The organism is Cupriavidus sp. TMH.W2 (genome assembly GCF_050847365.1).
Taxonomy (GTDB): domain Bacteria; phylum Pseudomonadota; class Gammaproteobacteria; order Burkholderiales; family Burkholderiaceae; genus Cupriavidus.
In genome coordinates this window covers 1,587,144-1,611,473 of the sequence record NZ_CP193793.1, presented here as the reverse complement: position 1 = coordinate 1,611,473, position 24,330 = coordinate 1,587,144, and the positions used below count along the sequence as shown (strand labels likewise).

General features: G+C 63.5%; 21 protein-coding genes and 1 pseudogene. 10 read left to right on the top strand and 12 right to left on the bottom strand.

The window, feature by feature from the left end; translation table 11 throughout:
* Positions 1-16 precede the first annotated feature (16 nt).
* Positions 17-1,141: an ABC transporter permease gene (locus ACREYQ_RS24885; RefSeq protein ID WP_432262650.1), complete on the top strand. Its 1,125-nt coding sequence runs from the start codon at positions 17-19 to the stop codon at positions 1,139-1,141.
* Positions 1,142-1,182: 41 nt separating this feature from the next.
* Here ACREYQ_RS24885 and phnE read toward each other — a convergent pair whose 3' ends face one another.
* Genes phnE through senB form a run of 6 tightly spaced genes read right to left on the bottom strand, consistent with a single transcriptional unit; the run spans position 1,183 to position 6,545 of the window.
* Positions 1,183-1,971, bottom strand: coding sequence for a phosphonate ABC transporter, permease protein PhnE (gene phnE / locus ACREYQ_RS24880; protein WP_432260654.1), 789 nt, complete (start codon positions 1,969-1,971; stop codon positions 1,183-1,185).
* 3 nt (positions 1,972-1,974) lie between these two features.
* Positions 1,975-2,796, bottom strand: coding sequence for a PhnE/PtxC family ABC transporter permease (locus ACREYQ_RS24875; protein WP_432260653.1), 822 nt, complete (start codon positions 2,794-2,796; stop codon positions 1,975-1,977).
* Positions 2,793-3,635, bottom strand: a complete 843-nt coding sequence (locus tag ACREYQ_RS24870; protein WP_432260652.1) for a phosphonate ABC transporter ATP-binding protein — start codon at positions 3,633-3,635, stop codon at positions 2,793-2,795. Before ACREYQ_RS24870 ends, ACREYQ_RS24875 begins: the two co-directional genes overlap by 4 nt.
* 10 nt (positions 3,636-3,645) lie before the next feature.
* The gene (locus ACREYQ_RS24865) at positions 3,646-4,497 is read right to left on the bottom strand and encodes a putative selenate ABC transporter substrate-binding protein (protein ID WP_432260651.1); all 852 of its coding nucleotides are present in this window, start codon (positions 4,495-4,497) and stop codon (positions 3,646-3,648) included.
* Positions 4,481-5,536: a selenide, water dikinase SelD gene (gene selD / locus ACREYQ_RS24860; RefSeq protein WP_432260650.1), complete on the bottom strand. Its 1,056-nt coding sequence runs from the start codon at positions 5,534-5,536 to the stop codon at positions 4,481-4,483. Before selD ends, ACREYQ_RS24865 begins: the two co-directional genes overlap by 17 nt.
* A 13-nt stretch (positions 5,537-5,549) precedes the next feature.
* Positions 5,550-6,545: a selenoneine biosynthesis selenosugar synthase SenB gene (gene senB, locus ACREYQ_RS24855; protein WP_432260649.1), complete on the bottom strand. Its 996-nt coding sequence runs from the start codon at positions 6,543-6,545 to the stop codon at positions 5,550-5,552.
* On the opposite strand from senB, the gene senA reads away from it, so the two are divergent.
* Both senA and ACREYQ_RS24845 read left to right on the top strand, forming a co-directional pair.
* Positions 6,544-7,746: a selenoneine synthase SenA gene (gene senA / locus ACREYQ_RS24850; RefSeq protein WP_432260648.1), complete on the top strand. Its 1,203-nt coding sequence runs from the start codon at positions 6,544-6,546 to the stop codon at positions 7,744-7,746. The genes senB and senA overlap by 2 nt on opposite strands.
* 183 nt (positions 7,747-7,929) lie before the next feature.
* Positions 7,930-8,832, top strand: coding sequence for a LysR family transcriptional regulator (locus tag ACREYQ_RS24845; protein ID WP_432260647.1), 903 nt, complete (start codon positions 7,930-7,932; stop codon positions 8,830-8,832).
* 111 nt (positions 8,833-8,943) lie between these two features.
* Here the strand turns inward: ACREYQ_RS24845 and ACREYQ_RS24840 are convergent, their stop codons facing one another.
* Genes ACREYQ_RS24840 through ACREYQ_RS24825 form a run of 4 tightly spaced genes read right to left on the bottom strand, consistent with a single transcriptional unit; the run spans position 8,944 to position 12,273 of the window.
* Positions 8,944-10,197: an NAD(P)/FAD-dependent oxidoreductase gene (locus tag ACREYQ_RS24840; protein WP_432260646.1), complete on the bottom strand. Its 1,254-nt coding sequence runs from the start codon at positions 10,195-10,197 to the stop codon at positions 8,944-8,946.
* Positions 10,198-10,216: 19 nt separating this feature from the next.
* Positions 10,217-10,531 (bottom strand): non-heme iron oxygenase ferredoxin subunit, encoded by a 315-nt coding sequence (locus ACREYQ_RS24835; RefSeq protein WP_432260645.1) that lies wholly within the window; start codon positions 10,529-10,531, stop codon positions 10,217-10,219.
* 13 nt (positions 10,532-10,544) lie between these two features.
* Positions 10,545-11,015, bottom strand: coding sequence for an aromatic-ring-hydroxylating dioxygenase subunit beta (locus ACREYQ_RS24830; RefSeq protein ID WP_432260644.1), 471 nt, complete (start codon positions 11,013-11,015; stop codon positions 10,545-10,547).
* Between the two features lie 4 nt (positions 11,016-11,019).
* Positions 11,020-12,273 carry an aromatic ring-hydroxylating dioxygenase subunit alpha gene (locus tag ACREYQ_RS24825; protein WP_432260643.1) on the bottom strand — a complete coding sequence of 418 codons (1,254 nt, stop codon included), beginning with the start codon at positions 12,271-12,273 and terminating at the stop codon, positions 11,020-11,022.
* A gap of 353 nt (positions 12,274-12,626) precedes the next feature.
* Here ACREYQ_RS24825 and ACREYQ_RS24820 point away from each other — a divergent pair, with 353 nt between their 5' ends.
* Together ACREYQ_RS24820 and ACREYQ_RS24815 are read left to right on the top strand one after the other, a co-directional pair.
* Positions 12,627-14,093 (top strand): APC family permease, encoded by a 1,467-nt coding sequence (locus ACREYQ_RS24820; RefSeq protein ID WP_432260642.1) that lies wholly within the window; start codon positions 12,627-12,629, stop codon positions 14,091-14,093.
* A 171-nt stretch (positions 14,094-14,264) separates the two neighbouring features.
* On the top strand, positions 14,265-15,572 hold the full coding sequence (locus ACREYQ_RS24815; protein WP_432260641.1) for an IS4 family transposase: 1,308 nt from the start codon (positions 14,265-14,267) through the stop codon (positions 15,570-15,572).
* Here the strand turns inward: ACREYQ_RS24815 and ACREYQ_RS24810 are convergent.
* Positions 15,548-15,754, bottom strand: a pseudogene (locus ACREYQ_RS24810) (tyrosine-type recombinase/integrase); the annotation flags it as partial. The gene ACREYQ_RS24815 and the pseudogene ACREYQ_RS24810 overlap by 25 nt on opposite strands.
* Between ACREYQ_RS24810 and ACREYQ_RS24805 the strand changes: the two are divergent.
* From ACREYQ_RS24805 to ACREYQ_RS24790, 4 genes are all read left to right on the top strand, one after another.
* Positions 15,692-15,973: a divalent metal cation transporter gene (locus tag ACREYQ_RS24805; RefSeq protein WP_432260640.1), complete on the top strand. Its 282-nt coding sequence runs from the start codon at positions 15,692-15,694 to the stop codon at positions 15,971-15,973. The pseudogene ACREYQ_RS24810 and the gene ACREYQ_RS24805 overlap by 63 nt on opposite strands.
* Positions 15,974-16,442: 469 nt before the next feature.
* Entirely contained in the window at positions 16,443-17,615 is a 1,173-nt protein-coding gene (locus ACREYQ_RS24800; RefSeq protein WP_432260639.1) for a tetratricopeptide repeat protein, read from the top strand.
* Positions 17,612-18,751, top strand: coding sequence for a HupE/UreJ family protein (locus ACREYQ_RS24795; protein WP_432260638.1), 1,140 nt, complete (start codon positions 17,612-17,614; stop codon positions 18,749-18,751). The genes ACREYQ_RS24800 and ACREYQ_RS24795 overlap by 4 nt, the downstream gene beginning before the upstream one ends.
* Positions 18,752-18,767: 16 nt before the next feature.
* Positions 18,768-20,234, top strand: a complete 1,467-nt coding sequence (locus ACREYQ_RS24790; RefSeq protein ID WP_432260637.1) for a DUF4331 domain-containing protein — start codon at positions 18,768-18,770, stop codon at positions 20,232-20,234.
* Positions 20,235-20,496: 262 nt separating this feature from the next.
* Here the strand turns inward: ACREYQ_RS24790 and ACREYQ_RS24785 are convergent, their stop codons facing one another.
* A complete protein-coding gene (locus tag ACREYQ_RS24785; RefSeq protein ID WP_432260636.1) occupies positions 20,497-22,659 on the bottom strand; it encodes a TonB-dependent receptor in 2,163 nt (720 codons plus the stop codon).
* A gap of 214 nt (positions 22,660-22,873) precedes the next feature.
* Here ACREYQ_RS24785 and ACREYQ_RS24780 point away from each other — a divergent pair, with 214 nt between their 5' ends.
* A complete protein-coding gene (locus tag ACREYQ_RS24780) occupies positions 22,874-24,004 on the top strand; it encodes an IS110 family transposase (protein ID WP_432257736.1) in 1,131 nt (376 codons plus the stop codon).
* Positions 24,005-24,330: the final 326 nt, after the last annotated feature.

Here is a 24,330-nt window from a genome sequence, read left to right as displayed (position 1 = left end):
AGCGCGCGCCGGCGCACTGCGCCACCTCGTCAACACCTACCGGCTCGGCGTGAAGGAACTCTGGAGCCTGGCACGCGACCCGATCATGCTGGTGCTGATCATCTACACGTTCACGGCGTCGGTCTATTCATCGGCCACGGCGCAACCGGACACGCTGCATCTGGCGCCGATCGCCATCGTCGACGAGGACCATTCGCCGTTGTCGCAGCAGATCGCCTCGGCCTTCTTCCCGCCGCAGTTCACGATGCCGCGCATGATTTCCTCGCCGGAGGTCAACGCCGGCATGGACGCGGGACAGTTCACGTTTGCGCTCAATATCCCGCCCGACTTCCAGCGTGACGTGCTCGGTGGGCGCGGTGCCGAAGTGCAGTTAAACGTTGACGCCACACGCATGAGCCAGGCGTTCACGGGCAGCGGCTACGTGCAGCAGATTGTGTCGAGTGAAGTGCAGACCTTCGTCAACCGCTACCGCGCCGGCACGCAATTGCCCGTGGAACTGGCGCTGCGCGTGCGCTTCAATCCCACGCTGGAGCAGGCGTGGTTCGGCGCGCTGATGCAGATCATCAACAACATCACGATGCTGTCGATCATCCTGACCGGTGCCGCGCTGATCCGCGAGCGTGAGCACGGCACCATCGAGCACTTGCTGGTGATGCCCGTCACGCCCGCTGAAATCATGCTCAGCAAGGTCTGGTCGATGGGACTGGTGGTGCTGATCGCCGCCGCCGCGTCACTGTGGCTGATCGTGCGCGGCGCGCTGCATGTGCCCATTGCGGGCTCCGAGGCCTTGTTCCTGTGCGGCGCCGCGCTGCTCCTGTTTGCCACGACGTCGATGGGCATTTTCCTGGCCACGCTCGCACGCTCGATGCCGCAGTTCGGCATGCTGCTGGTGCTGGTACTGGTGCCGCTGCAAATGCTGTCGGGCGGCAACACGCCGCGCGAGAGCATGCCAGAGTTCGTGCAGAACGTGATGCTGGCCGCACCCACCACGCATTTCGTCGAACTCAGCCAGGCCATCCTGTTCCGTGGCGCCGGCATCGAAGTCGTGTGGGTACAGTTCCTGGCGCTGATCGTGATCGGTGCGGCGTTCTTCGCGATTTCGCTGCGCCGCTTCCGCAAGACGATCAGCCAGATGGCGTGACCGCGAAAACCTGGCGGGAAGCAAGCGCCGCCGGCGCCGCTTCACGAATGCCAGCCAGCCCTCATGAGTGCGCTGGCTGCGTCGACCACGGCCGCCAGGGCAAGCATGGCGATGATCACCGTGCAAGCCTGGTGCAGATGGAACAGGGACAGCTCGAAATACAGCATCTGCCCGAGCCCGCCGGCGCCGACAAAGCCAAGGATTGCCGCCATGCGGATATTCGTTTCCCACCGGTACAGGATGTAGGCCAGGAACTGGGGCCATACGCAGGGCAGCGTCCCATACACGAAGACCAGCGCGGCAGGGGTGCCCCCTTCCTGCAGCGCGCGGGCGGGCGCGCGCGGCGCATTCTCCAGGGCCTCGGCGAACAGGCGGCCGAGCACGCCCGCGGTATGCAGTGCCAGGGCGAGGGTGCCGGCAAACGGTCCAAGGCCGACTGCGAGCACGGTCAGGGCCGCCCATACCAGCTCGGGAATGGAGCGCAACAGGTTCAGCAGCAAGCGCGACAACGCGCGCAGCGCATCGCCGTAGAGCCCGGAAGCAGGCAGTGCCAGGCCAAAACCGAGCACCGCCGCGCACAGCGTGCCCACGGCGGAAACCGCGAGCGTTTCGAACATGCTGCCAGCGGTTCTGGCCAGAAAAGCGGATGACAGCTCCGGCGGGAAGAACGTCAGCAGGAAGCGCGCCATCTCGGCCGCAGCGTCCGCGGAAAAGAGCTGGCTCAGATCGAGCGACAGATACGCGAAGCTGCCCGCAACCGCGGCGGCCACCGCGATCAGGGTGAGCAGGCAGCGCATGCAGAACTGAGCGGCCCTGGCCTTGTGCGCCATGATTCAGTCGAGCCGCTTGCGCAGGCGCGCGCTGAGCGCGTCCGCCAGCAGAACCAGCAGCAGGAACACCAGCAGGATGGTCGCGGCTTCCCCGCCGTTGAGCAGTTTCATGGCCTGGTCCATCAACTGCCCAAGCCCGCCGGCGCCGACGAAACCCATGACCACGGAAGCCCGGATGGCACATTCCCAGCGGTAGACGGTGTATGAGACCAGCTCCTGCGCGGCATGGGGAAGCAGCCCATAGAACAGGGCCGCCAGGCGCCCGCTGCCGCTGCCAAACAGGGCATCCACGGCGCGTTGGTCGCTGGACTCGAGGATCTCCGCATAGACCTTTGCCAGCATGCCGCCATAGGTGATGGCCAAAGCGAGCACGCCCGCCGCCGCTCCCAGGCCGAGGGCACGCACGAAGACCAGTGCCCACACCAGCTCCGGCACCCCGCGCAGCAGCAGCACCAGGGCGCGCACGCCGGCGCGCACCGCCATGCGCGGCTTGCGTCCCTGGCCGGGGCCGATGCGCGACACCGACAGGCTGCCCGCCATGGCCACGGCCAGCGGTGCTGCGATCACAAAGGCGAGCGCAATGCCTGCAGTGGCGATCGCCAGGGTTTCCAGCGTGGCCTTGACCACAAGCCCGAGGAATCCGGCCGAAACCTCGGGGGGAAGGAAGTTGCGCACGAAGGCGCCCATCACCTTGAGGTTTCCGGCGTCGAACAAGGCTGAAGGGCTGAAGCGGGACAACCGCAACAATGGCCACAGCAGAAGCAGCGCGAGCAGCAGGCCGCTGGCGCGCCGCAGCGCCTGAGGGTCGCGCGAGTGGGCGGTCATCGGCACGCCGGCCTTGGCGGGGCATCGCCACCGATCGCGGCGCTCGCACCTGCCGCGATGCTCATCAGGGCCTGGCTGCCTTGTACCGGTGGCGATGCGCTTTCGGAGGCATAGAGTTCGCGCAGCAGCGCGTCGGTCACGCGCCCGGCCGGCAGGTCAAAGGCGATCTCGCCCGCCTTCAGGCCGACAATGCGGGGAAACCAGCGCAGCGCCAGATCCACCGCGTGCAGGCTGGCGACCAGGGGCACCGCGCGGGTATCCGCTTCCTTGCGCAGCTCGCCCAGGGTGAGGTTGGCCAGCACCGGGTCCATTGCCGAGACCGGTTCGTCCGCCAGGATCAAATCCGGGCGCTGGTAAAGCACGCGGGCGACGCCAACGCGCTGCAGCTGGCCGCCCGAGAGCTGGTCGCACCGGTCGAACAGGCGGTCGGCCAGCTCCAGGCGGGCGAGCTGTTCGCCGGCACCATCGATGTCTGCCGGATAGACCAGCGACAGCAAGGATTTCCAGCCAGGCCAGAGGCCCAGGCGGCCGGCAAGGATGGCGGTGACCACGCGCTGGCGCGGCGGCATCGGCGGCGCCTGGTGCACCATGCCGATGCGGCAGCGCAATTGCCGCAGGCGCGCGGCGGACACCGCCCAGGGGCTTTGCTCCAGCACCTCCACACGGCCCTCGCTGGGTCGCAGCGACGTTGCCAGCAAGCGCAGCAAGGAGGTCTTGCCGGCCCCCGACGGACCGATGACGGCGATGGGCTCGCCGCGGCTGGCCGCCAGCGTGATCTGGCTGAGCGCACGCTGTCCGTTGGCGTAACTGATGCTGGCGGCGTCCAGGCGGAAGCTCATCAGACCGGCATCATTGGATGAGCCCCGCGGAGCGGGCTGCGGCCTCGATGCCGGCGTAGTTTTCCGGCCGGGTGGGAATGTACCTGGCGGTCCGCTGCAACGCCATGATCTCCCGCTGCTCGGGATTGGCCGGGTCAAGTCGCAGGAACGCTTCGGTCAGCTTCTTGCGCAAGGCCGGATCGAGCCCGCCGCGCACGGTCCAGTTGTAGTCGTAGTAGGGCGGCGTGACGGCAAATACCCTGACCTTGCCCGGATCCACCTTATGCTGCTCCACCAGCTTGTCCCACACCGAGGCATTGAGCACGCCGGCGTCGGCCTTGCCGGCCTGCACGAAAGCCACCGTCGCATCGTGGGCGCCAGAATAGGCGACTGTCTTGAAGTCCTTGTCCGGGTCGATGCCGGCCTGCAGCAGGAAGTGACGTGGCATCAGGTGCCCGGAGGTCGAGGACGGCGCGCCGAAAACGAAAGTGCGGCCTTTGAGGTCGGCCAGCGACTTGATCGCGCTATTGGCGGTGATGAACTTGCTGGTGAACGCGGCATCTTCCTGGCGCTGGACGATGGGGATGGTCGCTCCCTTCGTCCGGATTTTGCTCTGCACATAGGTAAAGCCGCCCAGCCATGCCATGTCGATCTTGCCGGTGGCCAGCGCTTCGACCACCGCGGCGTAGTCCGTGACGGGCACGAACTGCACCTTCATGCCGGTTTCCTTCTCCAGGTAGTTGCCGAGCGGCGCGAACTTGCGCTGCAGTTCGGTGGGGGACTCGTCGGGAATGGCCGAGACCTTCAGGACAGCCTGGGCACCGGCAACGCCGGCAAAGCCCAGCAGGGCCAGCGCGGCAAGGCGCTTAAGCAACGGCAACACGGGCGGCTCCTTCCGTCATTTCTCCGATCACCGCAGCGTCTGCGAAGCCTTCCCGGCGAAAGATCTCCAGAATTTCGTCCACGGCTTCCGGCGCGCATGACACCAGCAAGCCGCCGCTGGTCTGGGGATCGGTCAGCAGTGCCTGCTGGCTTGGCGTGACCGACGTGGACAGGTCCACCTCGCTGCCGTAGCTGGCCCAGTTGCGCCCCGATGCGCCGGTCACCAGGCCTTCGGCGGCCATGCGCTCGACACGCGGCAGCAGCGGAATCCGCCCCATGTCCAGCCGGGCGCCGACGCCCGCGCCACGACACAGCTCCAGCAGGTGGCCGAGCAGGCCGAAGCCTGTCACGTCGGTCAGCGCGTGGACACCGGGTACTTCGGCCAGCAGTCGGCCGGGCGTGTTGAGTTTTGTGGTGCAGGCAATCAGTTCCTGATAGCCGGCCGCGTCGAGCTTGTCCTTCTTTACCGCGGCGGACAACACGCCCACGCCTAACGGCTTGCCGAGGATCAGCTTGTCGCCCACCTCGGCGCCGCTGTTCTTCTTGACCCGATCCGGGTGCACCAGGCCAAGGACCACCAGCCCGTAGATCGGCTCAAGGGAATCGATGGTGTGGCCGCCCGCGACCGGGATGCCCGCCTGGGCGCAGACCGATTCGCCGCCTTCGAGGATCTTGCCGATGACCTCGGGCGGCAGCTTCTCGATGGGCATGCCGACCAGCGCCAGCGCCATGATCGGGGTTCCGCCCATGGCATAGACGTCGGAGATGGCGTTGGTGGCGGCGATACGCCCGAAATCGTACGGATCGTCCACCACCGGCATGAAGAAGTCCGTGGTGGCGATCAGGGCCTGGCTGTCATTGAGCCGGTAGACCGCCGCGTCGTCGCTGGTTTCCTTGCCGACCAGCAGTGCTGCCGGAGCAGGGAAGCCGACCGAATTCCTGAGGATTTCAGAAAGCACACCGGGGGCGATCTTGCACCCACACCCGCCGCCGTGGGAGAAGGCGGTGAGCTTGATCTTTGCGTTGTCTGGCTGGTCCACGGCGGGCTCCGGGTTATTCTGGTTTCAGGGCGTCGGCGACAAGTTTACCCACTTCCGCGCGTTCCCGCGCCGGCGCAAACAGCGGTGCCCGAAGTGCGCATTGCTGCCGCAGGCGGTTCAGGAACCCGGCATCGCGGCTGGCGCGTTCCAGCACCAGCGCCAGGTGCGCGGGGTCACCCAACGGAAAATAGCCTTCGTAGTCCCGGCCCAGCATGCCGACGTTGCCCGGGATGCGGCTGGCCAGCACCGGCACGCCGCTGGCGACGGCCTCGATGATCACGTTGGCGCCGCCTTCCATGGCGCTGGAGAGCACCATGGCCTGTGCTTGCCGGATATGCTGCCGGGTTTCGTCATGGGGCAGGTTTCTGAGCCAGACATAGCGCGGTATGCCGGGCCAGGCTCGTGCTTCCAGCGCCAGGGCCGCCTGCTGATAGGTGTCATCCAGCGCGCCACCGATGTGGATCAGGCGCACGCGCGAATCGTCGGGCAGCAGCGAGAGGGCGCGCATGGGCGTCAGCGGGTCTTTTTCCGCCCGCATGTGGCCGACCAGCACGACGTCGAAGTGGTCCTGGCCGGGCGCCGCGGGTGCGCATGCCGGGGCGGATTGGTAGATCACCCGGCATTTGCTGCGATGCGCTGCCGCCAGTTCGGCGAGCCCTTCGTCCTGCAGCACCACCAGGCGGGTGGCGAGTTCGAGCGAGCGCCGGGCCGCTGCATCGGTGCGGATGTCGCGGTACAGATCGGTGCCGGTCAGCACGACGATCAGCGGACGATCCGGGCCAGCCTCGGCGAACCTGGCGATGGACTCGGCCGAGCGCCGGGCGTGCAGGGCGATCAGGCAGTCGGGCAGGGCGCCGCCCTGGCTGGCCGTCGGCCATTCTGCGGCCAGTGTGACGTCGTAGTCCCCCTGCAGGAACCGGGACCAGCGATTGGCGGTTTGCCAGTTGCCATTGTTGGCTTTGCGCAGCGCCGGGCTGATAATCGCGACGGTGGCCTTGGGAGGACGCATGACGATAGGTTCTGAGGGGGCGGCAGCAAGAAGGATAAACAAGTTCGGGCTGGATGCGGCGTTTGCCGATGCGCACCGGCGCACGTGGGGCCTGCTTCAGGAGCTATCGCCGTCCCAATGGCAGGTTCCTTATGATGCGGGAATCAATCCGCCCTTGTGGGAGTATGCCCATATCGCGTGGTTCACGGAGCAATGGGTGCTGCGGGAGCCGCGTGCCGGTCAGGACGGCCGCTGGGTGGCCAGCCTCCCGTCCATGCTGCCGGACGCCGACCGCCACTTCGATTCCATGCGCGTCGCCCACCGGGATCGATGGCATCTTGCGCTGCCCCGGCTCCCCGAGATTCGAGACTATGCAGCCGCCGTGCTGGACCATGTTCGCGCCAGGCTCGCCACAGCGGACGATACCGACGCGGCGCTCTATTTTTTCCGGCTCGCCTTGTTCCACGAAGACATGCATGCGGAGGCGCTGACCTATATGCGCCAGACGCTCGATTATCCGCTGCATGCCCCGCCCGGCATGCCTTCCATGGCGCCAGGCGCCGGGTCGGCGGCCGCAGGCGGCGACACGTTCCTGATGGGGTCGCCCAGCGGGGGCGACGGGTTCGTCTTCGACAACGAGAAGTGGTCCTACCCGGTCCACATCGCCCCTTTCCGCATCGATCGCACCTGCGTCAGCAATGCCGCATTTGCGGAATTCGTGGCCGCCGGCGGCTACCGCAACCGTCAATGGTGGTCCGGCGACGGACGCGCATGGCTGCAACAGAGCGGGCTGGCGCATCCGGCGCGCTGGCGCCGGACAGCCGGCGGCACCCCGGGGCAATGGGCGTTGCGCTGGTTCGGGCAGTGGGTGCCGCTGCCGCCCGAACAGCCGGTGTGTCATATCAATGCCTACGAGGCGGAAGCCTATTGCCGCTGGGCTGGCAAGCGCCTGCCCACGGAAGCCGAATGGGAGTATGCGGCAACGCATGGCCTGATCCGCTGGGGCAGGGCCGTGTGGGAATGGACGGCTGATCCTTTCGTGCCCTATGCAGGGTTCTCGCCCGACCCCTACCAGGAATATTCCGCCCCCTGGTTTCACACCCATCGCTCGGTTCGCGGCGGATCGTTCGCCACCCATGCCCGCATGCAGCATCCTCGCTACCGGAACTTCTACCTGCCGCACCGCAGCGACCTCTTCGTCGGATTCCGCTGCTGCGGTTGAGGGGGAGGAACTTGTTCGGCGCCTGACCACAGGCACCACCGCCTCAATATGACGACACACGATCACGCCTGCTGATTTCAGCGCCATGGCCTCCGGCAAGCTGCGGCGAATGGGATAAATAAATAGAATATCCATCGAACTTCCCATTCATACTGCCAATAATAATTGGCGCTGGAGCCAGGCATGGAGTTGCATAACGTTGACCTGAACCTGCTGGTGGTGTTCGACCATTTGCTGCGATTGCGCACCGTCTCTGGCGCTGCCAAGGCCCTGGGCCTGAGCCAGCCCGCTGTGAGCAACGCGCTTGCCAGGCTGCGTCGCATCTTTGACGATGACTTGTTTGTCCGGAGCGCGAAAGGCATGTTGCCGACGCCCCTGGCACAAGAGCTGGCCGAGCCGGTGTCTTACGCCCTGGAAGCCCTGCAAAACGCGCTCAATCGCAAGGTGTCTTTCGATCCCCGGCATAGCGACCGGGACTTCCGCCTGGCGATGACCGATATCGGCGAAATCCATTTCATCCCCAGGCTGATGGGGGCGTTGCGCGAGCTTGCGCCTGGCGTCTCCGTTGCGACGGTTCGCAATACAGCACTGAACCTGGCCGAGGAGATGAGTCAGGGTAAGGTGGACCTGGCGGTAGGACACTTGCCCGAGCTGACCTCGGAGTTCTTTCAGCGCCGGCTGTTCCGTCAGCGCTACGTTTGCATGTTCCGGCCAGGGCACGCGCTGGACAAGCGCACCATCCGCTTGCGCGACTTCCTGGAAGCCGACCACGTTGTCGTCACGGCCGCGGGTACGGGCCATGCGCGGGCCGACGAAATTCTCGCCAGGCAGGGCGTGCAACGCCGTATCCGCCTGCGCGTTCCGCATTTTGTCGCGCTTGCTGACATCGTTGCCAGTACCGACCTGATTGCCACGGTCACGCTGAAGTTCGCCGAACGCAGCGCCCAGTACTTTGGCCTCAAGTACGTCGAGCATCCGGTAGACCTGCCGGAGATCCAGATCAACCTGTTCTGGCATTCCCGCTACCATCGCGATCCGGCCAACCAGTGGCTGCGCACTCAGGTGTTCGATCTGTTCTCGGAATAGGTTCGCGCGGCGTCAGGCGCTTTCTGCGTGTTGCGCCGATGCCGAGCCCAGCTTGTGGATGTCGATCCGATGCATGGTGTTGTCTCCGGATAGTTATGGGTCGCTGGCCGGCTAGAGCTCGGACATTGGCACTCCCGCATCGGCCAGCTGGTCCGCATCGACCGGCTTGTTCTGTTCAATCAGGCGGCGCGCAAAGCGCAGGTCGCGTGCGGCGTTGTGCCCGATGGCGGCCTTGACGACGTTGCCGTCGAGGTAGAACAGCACGAAGCTGTCCGCGCCCGGATTCCCTCTGGCGACGACGCGATGAGTGAGGGAAGGCATGCCGTAGATCTGTAGATTCATGTCGTACTGATCCGACCAGAACCACGGCAACGGCTGATAGCTGACCGCCAGGCCCAGCGCCGAGCGTGCGGCGGCAATGCCTTGCTCCTGGGCGTTCTGCCAGGACTCGAGCCGCAGCCGGCGGCCGGCCCAGGGGTTCGGTGTCACCGCGACATCTCCGGCCGCGAAGATGTCGGGGTCGGACGTCTGGCAGCGCGCGTCGACAATCACGCCGCCGTCGCACGCCAGCCCGGAATCCCGCGCGAGGTAGTCGTTCGGAACCAGGCCCACGCCGACGACGATGGCGTCGCACGGCAGCTCGCTGCCATCAGTGAGCCCGACAACGGACCGGCCGTCGGCGCTGCGGCAAATTTTCTCCACGGCGGCGCCAAGCAGCACGCGGGTACCATGCGACTGGTGCAGCGCCAGCAGGTGTTCGGAGACCTGGACCGGCACCGTGCGCCCGCACAAGCGGCCCTGGGCTTCGACCACGGTCACTTCGGCGCCTTTCTTGCGTGCCGTTGCGGCGACTTCCAGGCCGATCCATCCGCCGCCGATGACGACGATGGCACGTCCCGGCACAAGCGCGGGAGCCAGTGCCAGGGCGTCCTCGATCCTGCGCAAGGTGTAGACCGGTGCCGAGTCGGCCCCGGGGACGGCAAGGTGACGGGCCTTGCCGCCGGTGCAGAGAATCAGCTTGTCGTAGGCAATCGACTCACCGTTGGCGGTTTCGATGCACTTCGCTGGCCGGTTGATCCGGGTCACATGGGTCGCGCGGCGCCACGCCAGGGCCAGCGCGTCGAAGGCGTCGGGCTTGAGCAGCGCCAGGCTTTCGGGAGCGGCCTCGCCGGCCAGGACTGCCTTTGACAGCGGCGGGCGTTCATGCGGCGGGTGGGACTCGTCGCCGATCAGCACGAGTCGGCCGGTGAAGCCTTCCTTGCGCAGCGTTTGGGCGCCCCAGCCACCCGCCTGGCCGGCGCCGATGATGACGATCGTTTCTGCCTTTGCCGCGGCGGCCGCGCCCGCGGGTTGCTCGGAATTCATGCGTCGCTCCGCTGTCTGGCTAGCGCAGGTCAAGGAAAACCTTGTCCCCGTCGATCCGAACCGGATAGGTTCGGATGCCTTCGGTTACCGGGGCGCAAACCGCGGCACCGCTGCGGACGTCGAACTTGCCCTGGTGGAGCGGGCACTCGATTTCGTGACCGTCGAGGAATCCGTCGCAGAGCCGGGCGTGGCCATGGGTACAGAGATTGTCGGTGGCATAGACTTCGCCTTCGACGCTGTACAGGGCAATATCCTTGCCTTGCACCTCGATGGCGACCACGTCATCCTGCGGCACGCTGGCCAGGGGCGCGGCCTCGATCCAGGTTTCGTTCATGGTGCGTCTCCGGCTAGATGGGATAGATAAGGGAATTCGGGATCATCTCGCTGTCGAAGACGCAGACGCGCGAGGCAAAGCGCAAGCCCCCGGGCGTCCGCACCACGGTGTCGAGGTAGCGGCCGACGTTGAACACGTCGGTCATCTGATCAGGCTTGGTCCGCAACACCGCGTAGTTCGCCTCCGCCACGATCTTGTCGTCGTCCGCGGAGCGGATCAGCGGCGTGCCGACGATATGGCGCTGGTAATAGGGGTCATGGAACAGCGTCTCGCGGATGCCGTAGATGCGGTCCTTCAGCATCCCCTTGCTCTCGAGCGACAGCGTTGCCAGCGGCAGTCCGCGCTCGTGGTTCTCGCGCGGCTGGACCCGGTAGACGCAGTCGTCGGTAAAGAATTCGGGCCAGCGGTCCCAGTCGCCGCTGTCCACGACGGAGGTGTAATCGGCATACAGGGAGAGCAGGGCGTGATAGTCAGCGAAATTCATGGCGTCAGACCTCCATCACCTTGCGCCAGTAGGCATACATGCCCCGGATCAGCGTCTCGGTGACCATGTGCTCGGTGTTCTCGGCGGACTTGCCGCCAAGTTCCGCGATCACGCGATGCCAGGGCTTCTGGGCGAATCCTTCCTGCGAGCACTCGATGACTTCGCCATCGTCGGCCGACACGAAGCCGGCGGGGCCGAAAAGGTTGGCCTGGCGCAAGCGGCGGCGGGTCATCTCTTCGGTGTCGTCCTCGAAGCCGAAATGCGTCCAGACAAAGTCGAAGGAGTCGGTCCCGTTGGGCTGGATATGACGGGTGGAAACCGAGTTGACCTGCTGCTGGAAGATCACGCTCGGGAACACCGTCATCATCACGGCAGTCGGCTCCCCCCACCAGGGTTCGTGGACGATGTCGAGAATGCGGTCATCGTGCAGCGCCATCTGGTCCTTGAAGCTGGAGACGCCGGAGGTGACTTCAGCCTTGCCGCCCTGGCCACGGGTCGACACCATGGCTGCGTGCCGGAACTGCGCATCCATCACCAGGCGCGACTTGTTGTCCGCCCGCCAGAGGCCGAAGGTGACAAACCACGTGTGCAGCAGGCCGGGGTGGTAGGGGTCCTTGATGTTTTCTTGCATCAGCTTCCAGTTGCCCGGAATACGCTGCTTGTTATAGCCAAGGACCTTGAGCTTGCGGCCGTTGAACAGCCGGTCGAAGTAGCCGAGGATGTCCGGCCCGAGGTAGTCTTCCAGCGGCTGCACCGCATGGTCGAACGAGGCAAACACGACCCCGCCGCGGGTTGCCACGTTCAGCTGGGTCAGGCCATGGTCCTGGGGCTTGAAGTCGGCGGGCATGCCGCCGTTGACCTTGCCGTCCTGCTTGACCCCACGGCGGAACGGCACCCCTTGCAGGTTGCCCTTGAGGTCATAGTTCCACTGGTGGTATGGGCAATGGAAATCCTTGCGATTGCCGCTGCGCTCCCGGCAGAACTGCATGCCGCGGTGCGCGCACACGTTCTCCACGACGTTGATCTGGCCTTCCTGGTCGCGCACCATGATCACCGACCGCCCGCCCAGCGTGGTGCGCTTGAAATCGCCCGGATTCGGGATTTCAGCTTCCAGGCCGACGTAGTTCCAATGACCGCGATAGAAGCAGCGCTCGAGTTCACGCTTGTACAACTGCTGGTCCGTATAGACGCGGAACGGGATGCGGCTGATGCTGTCGTCGGCCCAGACCTGGCCGTCCTGGGCGCAGGAGTCTTCCATGCTTGTCTCCGTGGGGCTTTGGTATGGGGTGAATGATGGTCGACGCGAGGAAATTGGCCAATAGAATCCGGTGGATATCGCATATTCACGAAATCAATAAGGCTTCGAGCCGAGGCCCGTATCGGTGAGCGGCAGGCGTTGCAGCGTGCCGGGCCGTTCGGTACAACGCGCTTGTGCTCACTAACCCACATTGCCTCTGCTGCCAGCTTGCCGCCTCGCGATCCCGTCCCTCCGGGACCTTTGCCGCCGTGCAGACTGACCTAACATGTAGGTACTGGCCGGCAAGCCTGCAACACCACGGCCCTCCGCATTCAACAGGCCCTACGCGCCGTAACCAACTCGACAGCGATCGCATGGCGATTGCCGTCGCCGATTGGAGCGAGCCTGTCATGGATGCGAAAGCGCAAGGGGGTCTGCAAGCCGATTCGCTCGGCTTCGGTGAGTCCCTCATCATGGGCATCGCGGGCACCGCGCCCGCCTACAGCATCGAGATCGCTGCGTCCACGGTCGTTGCGACATCCGGGATGTTCTCGCCGGCAAGTATTGTGGTGTGCGGGCTGATCATGCTCGGCATAGCGTTTGCGTTCATCAACCTGAATAAAGCCATTGCAAACGCGGGAACTTCCTATGCGTGGGTGAGCACTATTTTTGGCAGAACGCTGGGCTTCTTCGCCGGATGGGCGCTTCTTGTCCTTTGCTGCATCTTCATGGTGTCGGCGATGATCCCGGCTGCAAACGCGACCCTGCTCATCTTCAGGCCGGAACTGATGAACAACGTGCAGTACGTGACAATCATTGCGGCACTGTGGCTGACCGCGGTCAGCGCAATCGTGCTGAAGGGCATCAAGCTGACCAGCTTTGCCCAGGTGGTCATGACGAGCATCGAAGGGCTTATCCTCCTGACGATCCTCGTAGCCGGTTTCATCGTTTTCCCGCGCGCGCCTGAGCATGTGTTCTCGTGGAACTGGTTCTCCCCGTTTGATTTTTCACCAAGATTTTTTGCCAACGGAGCGCTGGTGGCGATATTTTTTTACTACGGATGGGATGTGACCATGAACCTGAGTGAGGAAACGAAGGATCCACATCGAATACCGGGCAGGGGCGCATTCTGGACGATGATCTTCCTGATTACTTTCTTTACGATTTTTATCGTGATCACGCTGCTCGGACTCTCCGGCGAAGAGATCAAGCACTACAACACCAATATAATCTTTGCGATCGCAGAGAAGCTTTTCGGGGCAACCTGGGGGTATGTCGCGATCATTGCGGTGCTGCTGAGCACGGTTGGCACCGTTGAAACCCAGATGCTCCAGTTTACGCGAACGCTCTTCGCCAAGGCACGCGACGGAGCAATTCATCCGCGTTACTCAAAGCTTCACCAAAGATGGCGGACGCCGCACGTTGCCATCCTCTTTATATGGGTCACTGGCCTCGCCTTGCTCTTTGTTTCCTCTTATCTCCCTACCATCAACGTTATCTTGCAGGATTCGATCGCCGCGATCGGCTTTCAGATCTGTTTCTACCTTGGCCTCACTGCGCTGGCTTGCGCGTGGTACTACCGGGCAATGCTCCGAAGCACGGTGTGGGGCGCGATTTCCCACGTGGCATGGCCGGCATTGAGCGGCATCTTTCTGTTCTTTATTGCGATTTACAGTATCCCAACGTTTGACATGATCACTAACGTTGTCGGCATCGGTGGTATTGCGATCGGTGCGGTGCCGCTCCTCATTAATCGCAAGAAGATCTGGAAGACCAGAGAGTCGCTGGAACCTCAGCTCAGCAGGGATGGAGCAGATGACGCTACAAGCCTGAACGAGTAAAGCGCGTTCATGGATGCCGTTGAACGCATTCCCTTATACACAAGCAGGACCGTTTCGGCAGCGGAGCATGTAGCCTGAGGCTGCGAAATTTCTAGGTAAGCGGTTGTTAACTTCGCCAGACTCGCGTTTGCTCTTGAATTTTCGCGCAGCAATGAGCAACGAGTCGGGGGCATGGTGGACGAGGAATTTGAGAGTCTGGATCTTGGTGATCCGCGGCGGGATCGGCGCGCCAAGGAATTGCTCAAGCGGTTTGCGGCCCTGCCTACGGCGAGCATTCCCGGTGCGTGCGATGACTGGTCGCAGACCATTGGGGCGTATCGGTTTCTCGGCAATGAGCAGATCGATTGGCGGGACGTGATGCAGCCGCATTGGGAGCGCACGGCGGAAAGAGTCGCGCAGTTCCCGGTGGTGCTGTGCATCGCTGATATGACCGAGCTGAACTTCAATGGCCAGGAAATGGAGGGGCTGGGGCCGCTGAGCTACGAAGCCCAGCGGGGCATGTTCTTGCATCCGACCTACGCGGTGACGCCTGAGCGTGAACCGCTGGGGGCGATCGATGCCTGGATGTGGGCTCGGGAACCCAAGGACGCCGATGGCAACCGCGGCGGGATCAAGGAAAGCGTACGCTGGATTGAAGGATATGAACGCGTTGCGGAGCAAGCCGTGCTGTTGCCCCGGACACGGCTGGTGTATGTGACGGACCGCGAGGGTGATATTGCCGAGTTGATGGCGCGCGCCCAGGAACTTGGCCAATCGGCCGACTGGCTGATCCGCAGCCAACACAACCGCAACCTTGCTGAGGGCGGCAAGTTGTGGGATGGCGTCGACGCCAGCCCGGTACTCGGGGAAATCACCTTTATCTTGCCAGGGCGTGCAGGCCAGAAGGCGCGCGAGGTCAACCAGGAACTACGCGCAAAACGTATGAGGCTGCCCGGTCTGGATGGCCCTGCGCTCACCTGTGTAGAGGCCAGGGAGATCGGAGCGCCCGCAGGCGTCAAGCCAGTGGTTTGGCGGCTGTTGACGAACCGAGAAGCGCAGGACGCCGATGCTGTCATCGAGCTCGTCGACTGGTACCGAGCCCGATGGGAAGTGGAGATGTTCTTCCATGTCCTGAAGACCGACTGCAAAGTCGAAGCGCTACAGCTATCGCACATGGATCGTGTGGAGCGGGCCTTGGCGTTGTATATGGTGGTGGCATGGCGCATTGCCCGCCTGATGCGCTTGGGCAGAACCTGCCCGGATCTGGATGCGTCCTTATTCTTCGACGCCGACGAAACTCGGGGCGCATACGTGCTCGCAAAGAAGACCCGCCCGAAGACACCGGTCACACTAAATCAGATGATTCGGTTGGTTGCTTCCCTGGGTGGGTTTCTTGGGCGCAAGAGCGATGGCGAGCCCGGCGCCAAGACGATCTGGATCGGCATGCAGCGAACCATGGACGCCGCGCTCACCATTCAAGCACTGCGGGAAGAGTCATGACTTGTGCATAAGGGAATGCGTTTCACCTCGTCGCCGTGCAGGTAGATTGAGGTCGTCGAGATGGACGCGTGCCGCAGATTGTCCCGGACCGTCGTCAATTCCGCGCCGCGTGCGAGCGCATGGGTCGCGTGCGTATGCCGCATCCAGTGCGGGCTGGCTCGCTGCAGCTTCTCGGCGGCAACCGACCAGGGCGTGGCATTGCCCAACTGCTCCTGCTCAGCCAGGTGGTGCTGAGCCTGCAGTTGCCTTTTGCCGTGGTGCTGCTCATCCGCTTCACCAGCCGTCGCGATGTGATGGGTGCCTACGCCAATCCGCGCGGTGTCGTGGTATTGGCGAGTGTGATCGTAGCCGTCATCGTGGCAATGAACGTTGCGATGGTCGGCATGGCGTTGCTGATGTGAGCGATCACTGCTATTCGCTTGCCTTGCCGCGATTGCCCGTATTGCCGCTATCGTGCTCGAATTGGCGACGACGAGGGACTTGGGGTCGGCGCGGGGCTGGCGCATCTTGTCTTCACCGCGGCTACACTGTTCCCCAGCCCACAGTTGCCAATTGCGAAACAACGTTGAACGGCCAGACAATGCTGTCGGATAGCTTGAACATAGACGAACCTCACTTATAGTATCTACCATGCGCTGTGCGCAAGGCGTGTGCAATCCGCTCCTCGGGCGTGCCCAATCTCGACGCCCTTGGATGGCTACGCGCGAGTGGCTGCAAGCTGTGTCGATCCTTTGAATCCGACAGGCTCGGTTGCGGCATGCCGCCAAGCCTCCTCCCGAAAGCAAGACGGCCGGTCCAATACGACCCATTGCCGACTGCATTCGGAGCGGTTCGCTTTGGCGTATAGCTGGATGCAGACGGGGAAGGTCGATGTCGGCTTGGCGACTCACGCTGATGGTTGCGGCGCTGGTCCTGCTCTCGGGCGAGAGTTTGGCCAAACCATACATGCCGGAAAGCGATGGCGTGGTGCTCGAGCGCCTCCCGGAAAAAGGCGATCCGTCGCTTGCGCAACTCAAGCGCATGCGCGTGGCGTTGATGATGAGCCCGCGCAATCTCAACATCGCGGTTCCCGTCGCGCGCCGAGCCATCGCGGCCGGGCGCCGGCTTGGCGATCCGCGTTTCTTTGGCCAAGCGCAGGCAGCGCTGGCGCCTTGGTGGAGCGCAGCCGACGTGCCGCCGGTCGCATTGTTGCTTCGCGCGACACTCAAGCAAAGCCAGCATGATTTTGAAGGTTCGCTTGCTGATCTGGATCGGTTACTGGCCGCGGAGCCAGCCCTCGCGCAGGCGCGGCTGACCCGCGCCACGGTGCTCGGCGTGCGCGGGCGGTATGCGGACGCTCGGCGCGATTGCCAGCAATTGAATGGACACGTAGCGCCCGTCGTCGTGGCCGGGTGCGAGGCCACACCGGCCAGCCTTTCCGGCAACGCGGCCGGCGCATACGGCGCGCTAGTGCAGCTGCTTGCGCAGGGCGATGGCAATCCGGACGTGCGCGAGTGGGCGTTGACGCTCGCCGCGGAAATTGCCGCTCGCCGCGGCGACTTCACTGCAGCCGAGCGACATTTCCAGGACGCGCTCGCACTCGACCCCGAGGACGCTTATCTGCGGGGGGCATACGCCGATTTTCTGCTGGACCGCGCTCGTCCGCGCGAGTTGCTGCCGCTATTGCGAAACGCTACAAGAAACGATGCGCTGCTGCTTCGTTTGGTGCTGGCCGAGCAGCGGCTTCCGGATGCGCGCGAGTCGTTCTCCGCGCACCGGCAAGAGCTCGCGGCACGCTTCGACGCCGCCCGCCGTCGGGGCGACAGCATGCATCGCCGCGAGGAGGCGCGTTTCCGGCTCGCAGTGGAACATGACGCCCCGGCGGCGCTCATGCTCGCTCGCGACAACTGGGCGGTCCAGCGCGAACCGTCAGACCTGCGGATTCTGATCGAAGCGGCGCGCGCGGCCGGGAATGCCAGTGCCCTGAAGCTCGCCTCCGACTGGGTTGACGCCACGCATCTGGAAGATGTTGCGATCGCCGCGCTGATGCAGGTGCGGCCATGAGACGTGTCGTCCTCGTTTTTGCGCTCGCGTTGCTAGGGATGCCGGCATTTGCGCATAAGGCAAGTGATGCCTATCTTACGCTGGAGCGCAACGGGCAAGCGCTGCGTGGCCAATGGGATATTGCATTACGCGATCTCGACAATGCGCTTGGGCTCGATGAGAACGGAGACGGTGACATTACTTGGGGTGAAGTACGCGCGCGGGAGCGCGATATCGCGGCGTACGCGCTCGCACACCTCCAGGTATCCTCCGCCGGCAAACTCTGCGCACTCGAACCAAATGGTCAACTGATCGACTCACACACCGATGGCACCTACGCGGTGCTGACGTTCACCGGCCAATGTCCGCGTGCCGGTCCGACGCTTGCGCTCGATTACCGGTTGTTCGAGGGCCTCGATCCACAACATCGGGGGCTTCTCAACTTCGTCGAGAATGGCCAGAGCCGCAGCGTCGTATTCAGCGCCGACGCGCCTCAGCGCATCGTTGGCGACGATAGCGGCGGGCGCTTGCGGCAGTTCGCGACCTATCTGAACGAAGGCGTATGGCACATCTGGACCGGCTTCGATCACATCCTGTTTCTGCTCTCCCTGCTGCTGCCCGCTGTGCTGATTCGTGACCGCCATACGTGGCGGCCCGGCGCATCGTTTCGCGGTGCATTCGTCGAGGTGACCAAGGTGGTGACCGCGTTTACGGTGGCGCATTCGGCAACCCTGACACTCGCGGCACTGTCGATCGTCGTGCTGCCGTCGCGGCTGGTCGAATCCGGCATCGCCTTGTCGGTGGTGCTGGCGGCGCTCAATAACCTGTTTCCGCTGGTAGCGAGCGGACGCTGGCTAGCGGCGTTCGGCTTCGGGCTGCTGCACGGATTCGGCTTCGCGGGCGCGCTGTATGACCTGGGCTTGCCGACCGGCTCGCTTGCGCTGTCGCTCGCGGGATTCAATCTCGGCGTCGAAGCGGGGCAACTCGCCATCGTATTGGTTTTCCTGCCCCTGGCGTTCGGTCTGCGAGCGACCTGGGCATACCGGCGCGTGATGTTTGCCGGCGGCTCTGTGGTGACGGCGACCGTCGCCATGGTCTGGCTAATCGAGCGTGCCTTCAACGTCGCCCTGTGGAGCGCGTTGGCCTCACGTTTATAACCTGGAGGAGAACACCATGACAGCTCTTTCCCGCATCATCGGCGGCATCACGCTTTGCGCTGCAGTGCTCGGGGGCGGTGGAGCGCTCGCGGCCAGTCACCGCGAGGCGCCGCTGATCGCCAACGACCCGAGCGCCGACAACACCGATTTCTACATGTTCCGGAGCTGGACGAACCCGGACAATGTGGTTTTTATTCTGAACGTGATTCCCGGGCAGGAGCCTGGCGCCGGACCGAATTATTTCAACTTCGGCGATGACGTGCTCTATCGCATCAATGTCGACACAAATAGCGATGGCAGGGCCGATGACCTCGTCTACGAAATCCGCTTTAAGACCGAATTGCGCGGCGGCCTGGCGAGCCTGCAGTTGCCACTGTCCTACGCGGCGCTGCCGCCGATCACCGCGCTCGATGGTCCGGGGGCGGACGGCCTGATCCTGCGCCAGACCTACACCGTGACCCAAGTGCGTCATGGCAGGCGCACGAACCTGGGCTCGCAAACGATGTTCGCGGTGCCGTCCAACGTGGGCCCGCTAACGATGCCAAATTACCAGGCGCTGGCGGCCCAGGGCATCTACTCGCTGGCGAACGGCGGCAAGGTGTTCGCCGGCCAGCGCGATGAGACCTTCTATATCGACTTGGGTGCAACCTTCGACACGCTGAATCTTCGGCGCACGCCACCGGTATTGACAGCGGCGGAAGATGCGAACGATTACGTGAATCCGTTTGGCAATGACACATTTTCCGGCTTCAACATCAGCACCATTGCGATTGAAGTGCCGATCAGCACGGTGACATCGAACCCCAATGCCGTGATCGGCGCGTATGCATCGACAGCGCGCCGAAGGGGCCGCTCGACGGGGGATGACGATAATGACGAGGGACGTTGGGTGCAGGTGTCCCGCATGGGTAATCCGCTCGTCAACGAACTGATCATCGGCACCGATACGAAAGACAGATGGAACAGGACGGATCCGGCAGACGAAGCGCAATTCCTGGACTTCTATCTCAACTCCAGGCTGGCGACGGCAATCAACCTTCGCTTCGGCTTGACGATTCCGACCAATAACCGGACCGATCTGGTCAACGTGCTTCTCAAATACCCGTCTCATCCTCAGACCGGCACGTGCGGCTCCAGCGACTGCTCGGAACTGCTCCGGCTCAATCTGGCCGTCGCTCCGACGCCACCTGCGCAACAGCGTCGCCTCTCCGTGCTTGCCGGGGACAATGCCGGCTGGCCCAATGGGCGACGCCCGAACGACGACGTGACCGATATCGCGCTGCGCGTCGTTGCCGGTCGGCTGCTGGGCGTGCCGACGGGCAACCTGTTGCTGGGTGATGGGGTCAACTTCAACATCGGCGCCCAGGGCAGCAACGTGACCGCAAACGGCATCTACACCGTCTTTCCCTACCTGCCGACACCGCACGATGGGAGAAATCGCCGCCATATTGACTGCGGCGAAGCGGGAGCCAATCCCTGTTGAATGGTGATGAGGTCCGCCGCGACAAGCAAGGGTGTTCGCGGCGGTTGCCGGTTGCAGCCAATCGGCGGACCGGGCTCGAACCGAAACCGATATCTACGCGGGTGCTAATTGCGGTGTTACTGTCAACGCGCGCTTGTACGCAAGGCCCGATTCAAGCTATCAGACCTCCGCAGAGGAACTGTCCGTTGATTGTTGTCCACATGCGGTTATCCGAGGCAAGCTTCGTGATTGAATCAGCAGGCCAACGCGGCTACCGAAGGGGCTAGAAATTCCACAGTACGCCCATCCTGAAGGTCCGGGGCTCTCCGGGATGGATGTGATGGTCGTTGATGCCGGTTGCGACGCCATTGCCGTCGACTGGTGAGGTCTCGCCCTTCAGCAGCGATGCGTAGTAGTAGTCGATGTCGTTGACACGCTTGCCCAGCACGTTCAGCACTTCCACAAAGACCCTGACGTCTTTCAGTACCCGGTAGCCTACCTTCAGGTTGACCAGGAATGATGAGGCCGAGCGCACACTGTTGTCTTCGAGCAGCGGGCGCGGGCCGAAGTAACGCGCTCGGGCGCCAACTGACCAGCGGCCACGGTTGAGTGACGCGCCCATCGAGGCCGTGGTCTGGATCGATCCAGGGATGTAGTCGCCGATTTTTTCGTGGTCGCGGAAGCGCGCCCGGGAGAACGCGGCGTCGGCATCGAGGATTAGGTCCGCCAGTGGACCATCCGGCGGCGCATAGTATCCCGCTAGCTCGATGCCCGTGCGCCGACTCGGGCGGCTCGGCTCAGTGGTGCCACTGTCGCCAGAGAACACCAGCTCGGAGCCGATATCGAGTTGCCATAGTGACGCGGACAACTGTAGCCCGGGCACTAGGCGAGCAGTACGCACGCCGATCTCATACCCTGTCGCTGGGACCAGCACACTGACTTTATGCGATGGTGCACCGGTGGATGGGTCGACCGTTGTGGTAGCTCCGCGCACATCGTTGCTGTGATAGCCACGTCCCCAATTCACGAAGACCTCGGTCTTGTCGGCCGGCGACATCACGACGCTGAATTTTGGGCTGACGATGTGGTCGGTGCCGTTGCCGGAATTGGCCGGATTGTCACTGGATACACCGTACCAAAACTGGTCGGCCCGCAGCCCCGTGACGGTGCGCAGCCAGGGCAGCCATTCGGTGGTGTTGCGCAGGTACAGCGCGGCGCTCGTCTCATTGACCTTATCGGTCCGCACGGTCTCGTAGATTTGGCGCGCTTCGGAATTGGCCAGCGTGATGGGGTCCAGGCGGTCAAAGCGTACTTGCGCGCCAATCTCGGCCTCCGAGTCATGCTGCCCCAGCTTGCCGAACCACCTGCGCGAGGCATTGACGCCGGCTGTAACGCGGCTTTCGAACTGTTGGAACTGGTCGCCGCGCTCGGGGTTATTCAGTGCATAGGTAAAATTTGAGAACAACTGCAGTCGACTCTTGATGAAATAGGCGTTGGCCTGGAACACGCCGGATTGCACCCGCCGCAGCCAATCCGCCGAGAGGCTGTATCGGGAAGCATAGCCACCGTCGGTCGGATCGATATAGCCAAAGCGTGAGATCCCTCCCGCGTTGATCGCGCGTTGCGGTACCTGATCGGTCGAGTCCCAACTATTGCGGTATCCCATGACGGTCATTCCCACCCGTTCGCCTCCGCCGAGCGGCAGCGTATAGCGCAGCACACCATTGAGCTTGCGGACGCCTTCCGGCAATACCCATGGGCCATTTTCTCCCATCCATTCGAGGCCGTACAACACGGTACCTGGCCCGACCTGATGCGAGCTCGCCAGCACGGCGCGGCGGTAGTCGTGCTGTCCCAATTCAAGCTGCGCGATCCCATTGGGTAAGCTGGACACGTAATCCATCCTGACGGCGCCCGCTGCGGAGAAGTCGCCTTCCTCAGCAAAATAGGTGCCCTTTTTGTAGGCGATACCGTTGACCAGTTCCGGGATCACGAAGTTGAGGTCGGTATAGCCTTGCCCATGAGCGTGCGAGCGCATATTGATGGGCATGCCGGCTACGGTGGTCGACAGGTCCGTGCCGTGGTCCAGGTTGAAGCCGCGCAGGAAGTATTGGTTGGCCTTCCCGTCGCCGCTGTGCTGCGTGACGATCAGGCCAGGCACAGTCTCCAGCAGTTCGCCGGGTCTCAGCAGGGGGCGGTTCTCAAGCTGTTCGCGGGTGACGTAGCCCTGGTTGGCCGCGGTGGCGGGGGCAGCAGCTGCGCCATCTGCTCCATCTGGAATTGAAGCCTGGACCGTAACGGCGGGCAGGTCGGCAGTGGGCTGTTGCAACCCACCGGCCAACGCCGTGCCCTGCGCAGCAAGGGCGCATGCGGTCAGGGCCAGCGAGAGGGGCCGGCAGGGGCGGGATGGGACGGAGGCAGCACGCCGAGGACAAGGTCGGCTCATCTTCTTTTATATGAATTGGTATGAACTTTATAGCAACCGTTATACCCATAGCCAAGCAGTGTTAAGGTGCGGCGGCGTCCGCCTTAGTCAGTATGACTCCCCTGGGGCAAGAGGGCTGGCCCGCCGCGAGGAATCAAACGCGGGTTAGCATGACTGCCAGAGCCGCACGGTGTGGACAGTGCCACACCCGGCGATTTCCAGCGCGGAGGCCAGCATGGAACACGATAGCACTTTGTATGTCGGTCTGGACGTCCATAAGGACTCGATCACGGTCGCCTATGCACTCGGCATGGGCGAAGTGGAACTGCTTGGTAAGATCGGTACGTCGCAGGCCGATATCGATCGCCTGTGCAAGCGCCTGCAGTCCAAAGCGCGCCACATCCGGATCGTCTACGAGGCCGGCCCCTGCGGATATGGCCTTTACCGGCAGCTTGCAGGAAAAGGGGTCGAGTGCATGGTATGCGCACCGTCACTGATCCCGAAGAAGCCCGGTGAGCGTGTCAAGACCGACCGACGCGATGCGGTCAAGCTTGTGCGATCGCTACGGGCCGGCGACCTGTCGGCGGTGTACGTGCCCAGCGTGGAGGATGAAGCCTTCCGGGATCTGTCGCGCGCGTGGGTCAGCGCCAAGAACGATCTGAAGCGTGCACGGCAGCGACTGAAGGCCTTTCTGCTCTCGCACGGGGTTCGCTACACCGGCAAAGCCGACTGGGGCCCGGCACACCAGCGTTGGTTGAGCCAATATGCGTTCGACAGCGTGTGGCAGCAACTTGCCTTTGAGGAATATCGACGGACCATCGAGGACCGGATTGCGCAATGCAGCCGTCTCGAAGCGGCCCTGCGCGAGGCAATGGTCAACTGGCGCTTCTATCCGGCTGTACTGGGCTTGCAGACCATGCGCGGCATCGACTTCACCACGGCGGTGGGCATGCTCGCCGAGTTGGGCGATCTCTCGCGCTTCGCGCATCCGCGCCAACTGATGGCCTGGCTTGGTGTAACGCCCGCCGAACACTCGTCGGGCGAGAAACGGCGCCAGGGCAGCATCACCAAGAACGGCAATAGCTATGCAAGAAAGCTACTGGTCGAGGCGGCCTGGAGTTACCGACACCCGGCACGCGTGAGCCCTCAGATCCAGCGCCGGCACGAAGGTATTCCAAAGGCCATCGTTGACCGATCCTGGGACGCCCAGGTTCGACTTTGCCGGCGCTATCGGAGGCTGGCCGCTCGCGGCAAGAACCCGAACATTGCGGTGGTTGCGGTGGCCCGCGAACTGAGCGGCTTCATCTGGGACATCAGCCGCCTTGCGATGTCCCTCTCAGTACCAAACGAGGCGCGGACAATGTAACCAGGCACCGGGGGGTACAAATCAACCTATCCGACAAACTACTGGGAGGCCAGTTTCCTGAAGGCGGCGTAGCCCGGCACACGAGCAACCCGCGTCCCTGCTAGGCAACGGATTCCATCCGACTTGCGGCCTTAGTTAGCGGCAGGCTCATTGAGCGGACCTCTGTAATGCGGTAACCAACCCGCGGATATCAGCGTGATCCACCGTCGAGACTTACTGCTACGCCGCCCTCAGGAAATTGGGAACAGCATGGAACTATGAAACCCTGAGCCAAACAATCTCGATTGACACGGGAAGTCATATCAGCAGGCATTCCCTTATGCACA

Bases quoted from the DNA above. Each gene is read 5' to 3' on its own strand.
- phnE (WP_432260654.1), bottom strand. From the start codon at position 1,971: ATGGCGCACAAGGCCAGGGCCGCTCAGTTCTGCATGCGCTGCCTGCTC.
- ACREYQ_RS24875 (WP_432260653.1), bottom strand. From the start codon at position 2,796: ATGACCGCCCACTCGCGCGACCCTCAGGCGCTGCGGCGCGCCAGCGGC.
- ACREYQ_RS24870 (WP_432260652.1), bottom strand. From the start codon at position 3,635: ATGAGCTTCCGCCTGGACGCCGCCAGCATCAGTTACGCCAACGGACAG.
- senA (WP_432260648.1), top strand. From the start codon at position 6,544: ATGACGATAGGTTCTGAGGGGGCGGCAGCAAGAAGGATAAACAAGTTC.
- senB (WP_432260649.1), bottom strand. From the start codon at position 6,545: ATGCGTCCTCCCAAGGCCACCGTCGCGATTATCAGCCCGGCGCTGCGC.
- ACREYQ_RS24845 (WP_432260647.1), top strand. From the start codon at position 7,930: ATGGAGTTGCATAACGTTGACCTGAACCTGCTGGTGGTGTTCGACCAT.
- ACREYQ_RS24840 (WP_432260646.1), bottom strand. From the start codon at position 10,197: ATGAATTCCGAGCAACCCGCGGGCGCGGCCGCCGCGGCAAAGGCAGAA.
- ACREYQ_RS24835 (WP_432260645.1), bottom strand. From the start codon at position 10,531: ATGAACGAAACCTGGATCGAGGCCGCGCCCCTGGCCAGCGTGCCGCAG.
- ACREYQ_RS24830 (WP_432260644.1), bottom strand. From the start codon at position 11,015: ATGAATTTCGCTGACTATCACGCCCTGCTCTCCCTGTATGCCGATTAC.
- ACREYQ_RS24825 (WP_432260643.1), bottom strand. From the start codon at position 12,273: ATGGAAGACTCCTGCGCCCAGGACGGCCAGGTCTGGGCCGACGACAGC.
- ACREYQ_RS24820 (WP_432260642.1), top strand. From the start codon at position 12,627: ATGGCGATTGCCGTCGCCGATTGGAGCGAGCCTGTCATGGATGCGAAA.
- ACREYQ_RS24815 (WP_432260641.1), top strand. From the start codon at position 14,265: ATGGTGGACGAGGAATTTGAGAGTCTGGATCTTGGTGATCCGCGGCGG.
- ACREYQ_RS24805 (WP_432260640.1), top strand. From the start codon at position 15,692: ATGGGTCGCGTGCGTATGCCGCATCCAGTGCGGGCTGGCTCGCTGCAG.
- ACREYQ_RS24800 (WP_432260639.1), top strand. From the start codon at position 16,443: ATGTCGGCTTGGCGACTCACGCTGATGGTTGCGGCGCTGGTCCTGCTC.
- ACREYQ_RS24795 (WP_432260638.1), top strand. From the start codon at position 17,612: ATGAGACGTGTCGTCCTCGTTTTTGCGCTCGCGTTGCTAGGGATGCCG.
- ACREYQ_RS24790 (WP_432260637.1), top strand. From the start codon at position 18,768: ATGACAGCTCTTTCCCGCATCATCGGCGGCATCACGCTTTGCGCTGCA.
- ACREYQ_RS24785 (WP_432260636.1), bottom strand. From the start codon at position 22,659: ATGAGCCGACCTTGTCCTCGGCGTGCTGCCTCCGTCCCATCCCGCCCC.
- ACREYQ_RS24780 (WP_432257736.1), top strand. From the start codon at position 22,874: ATGGAACACGATAGCACTTTGTATGTCGGTCTGGACGTCCATAAGGAC.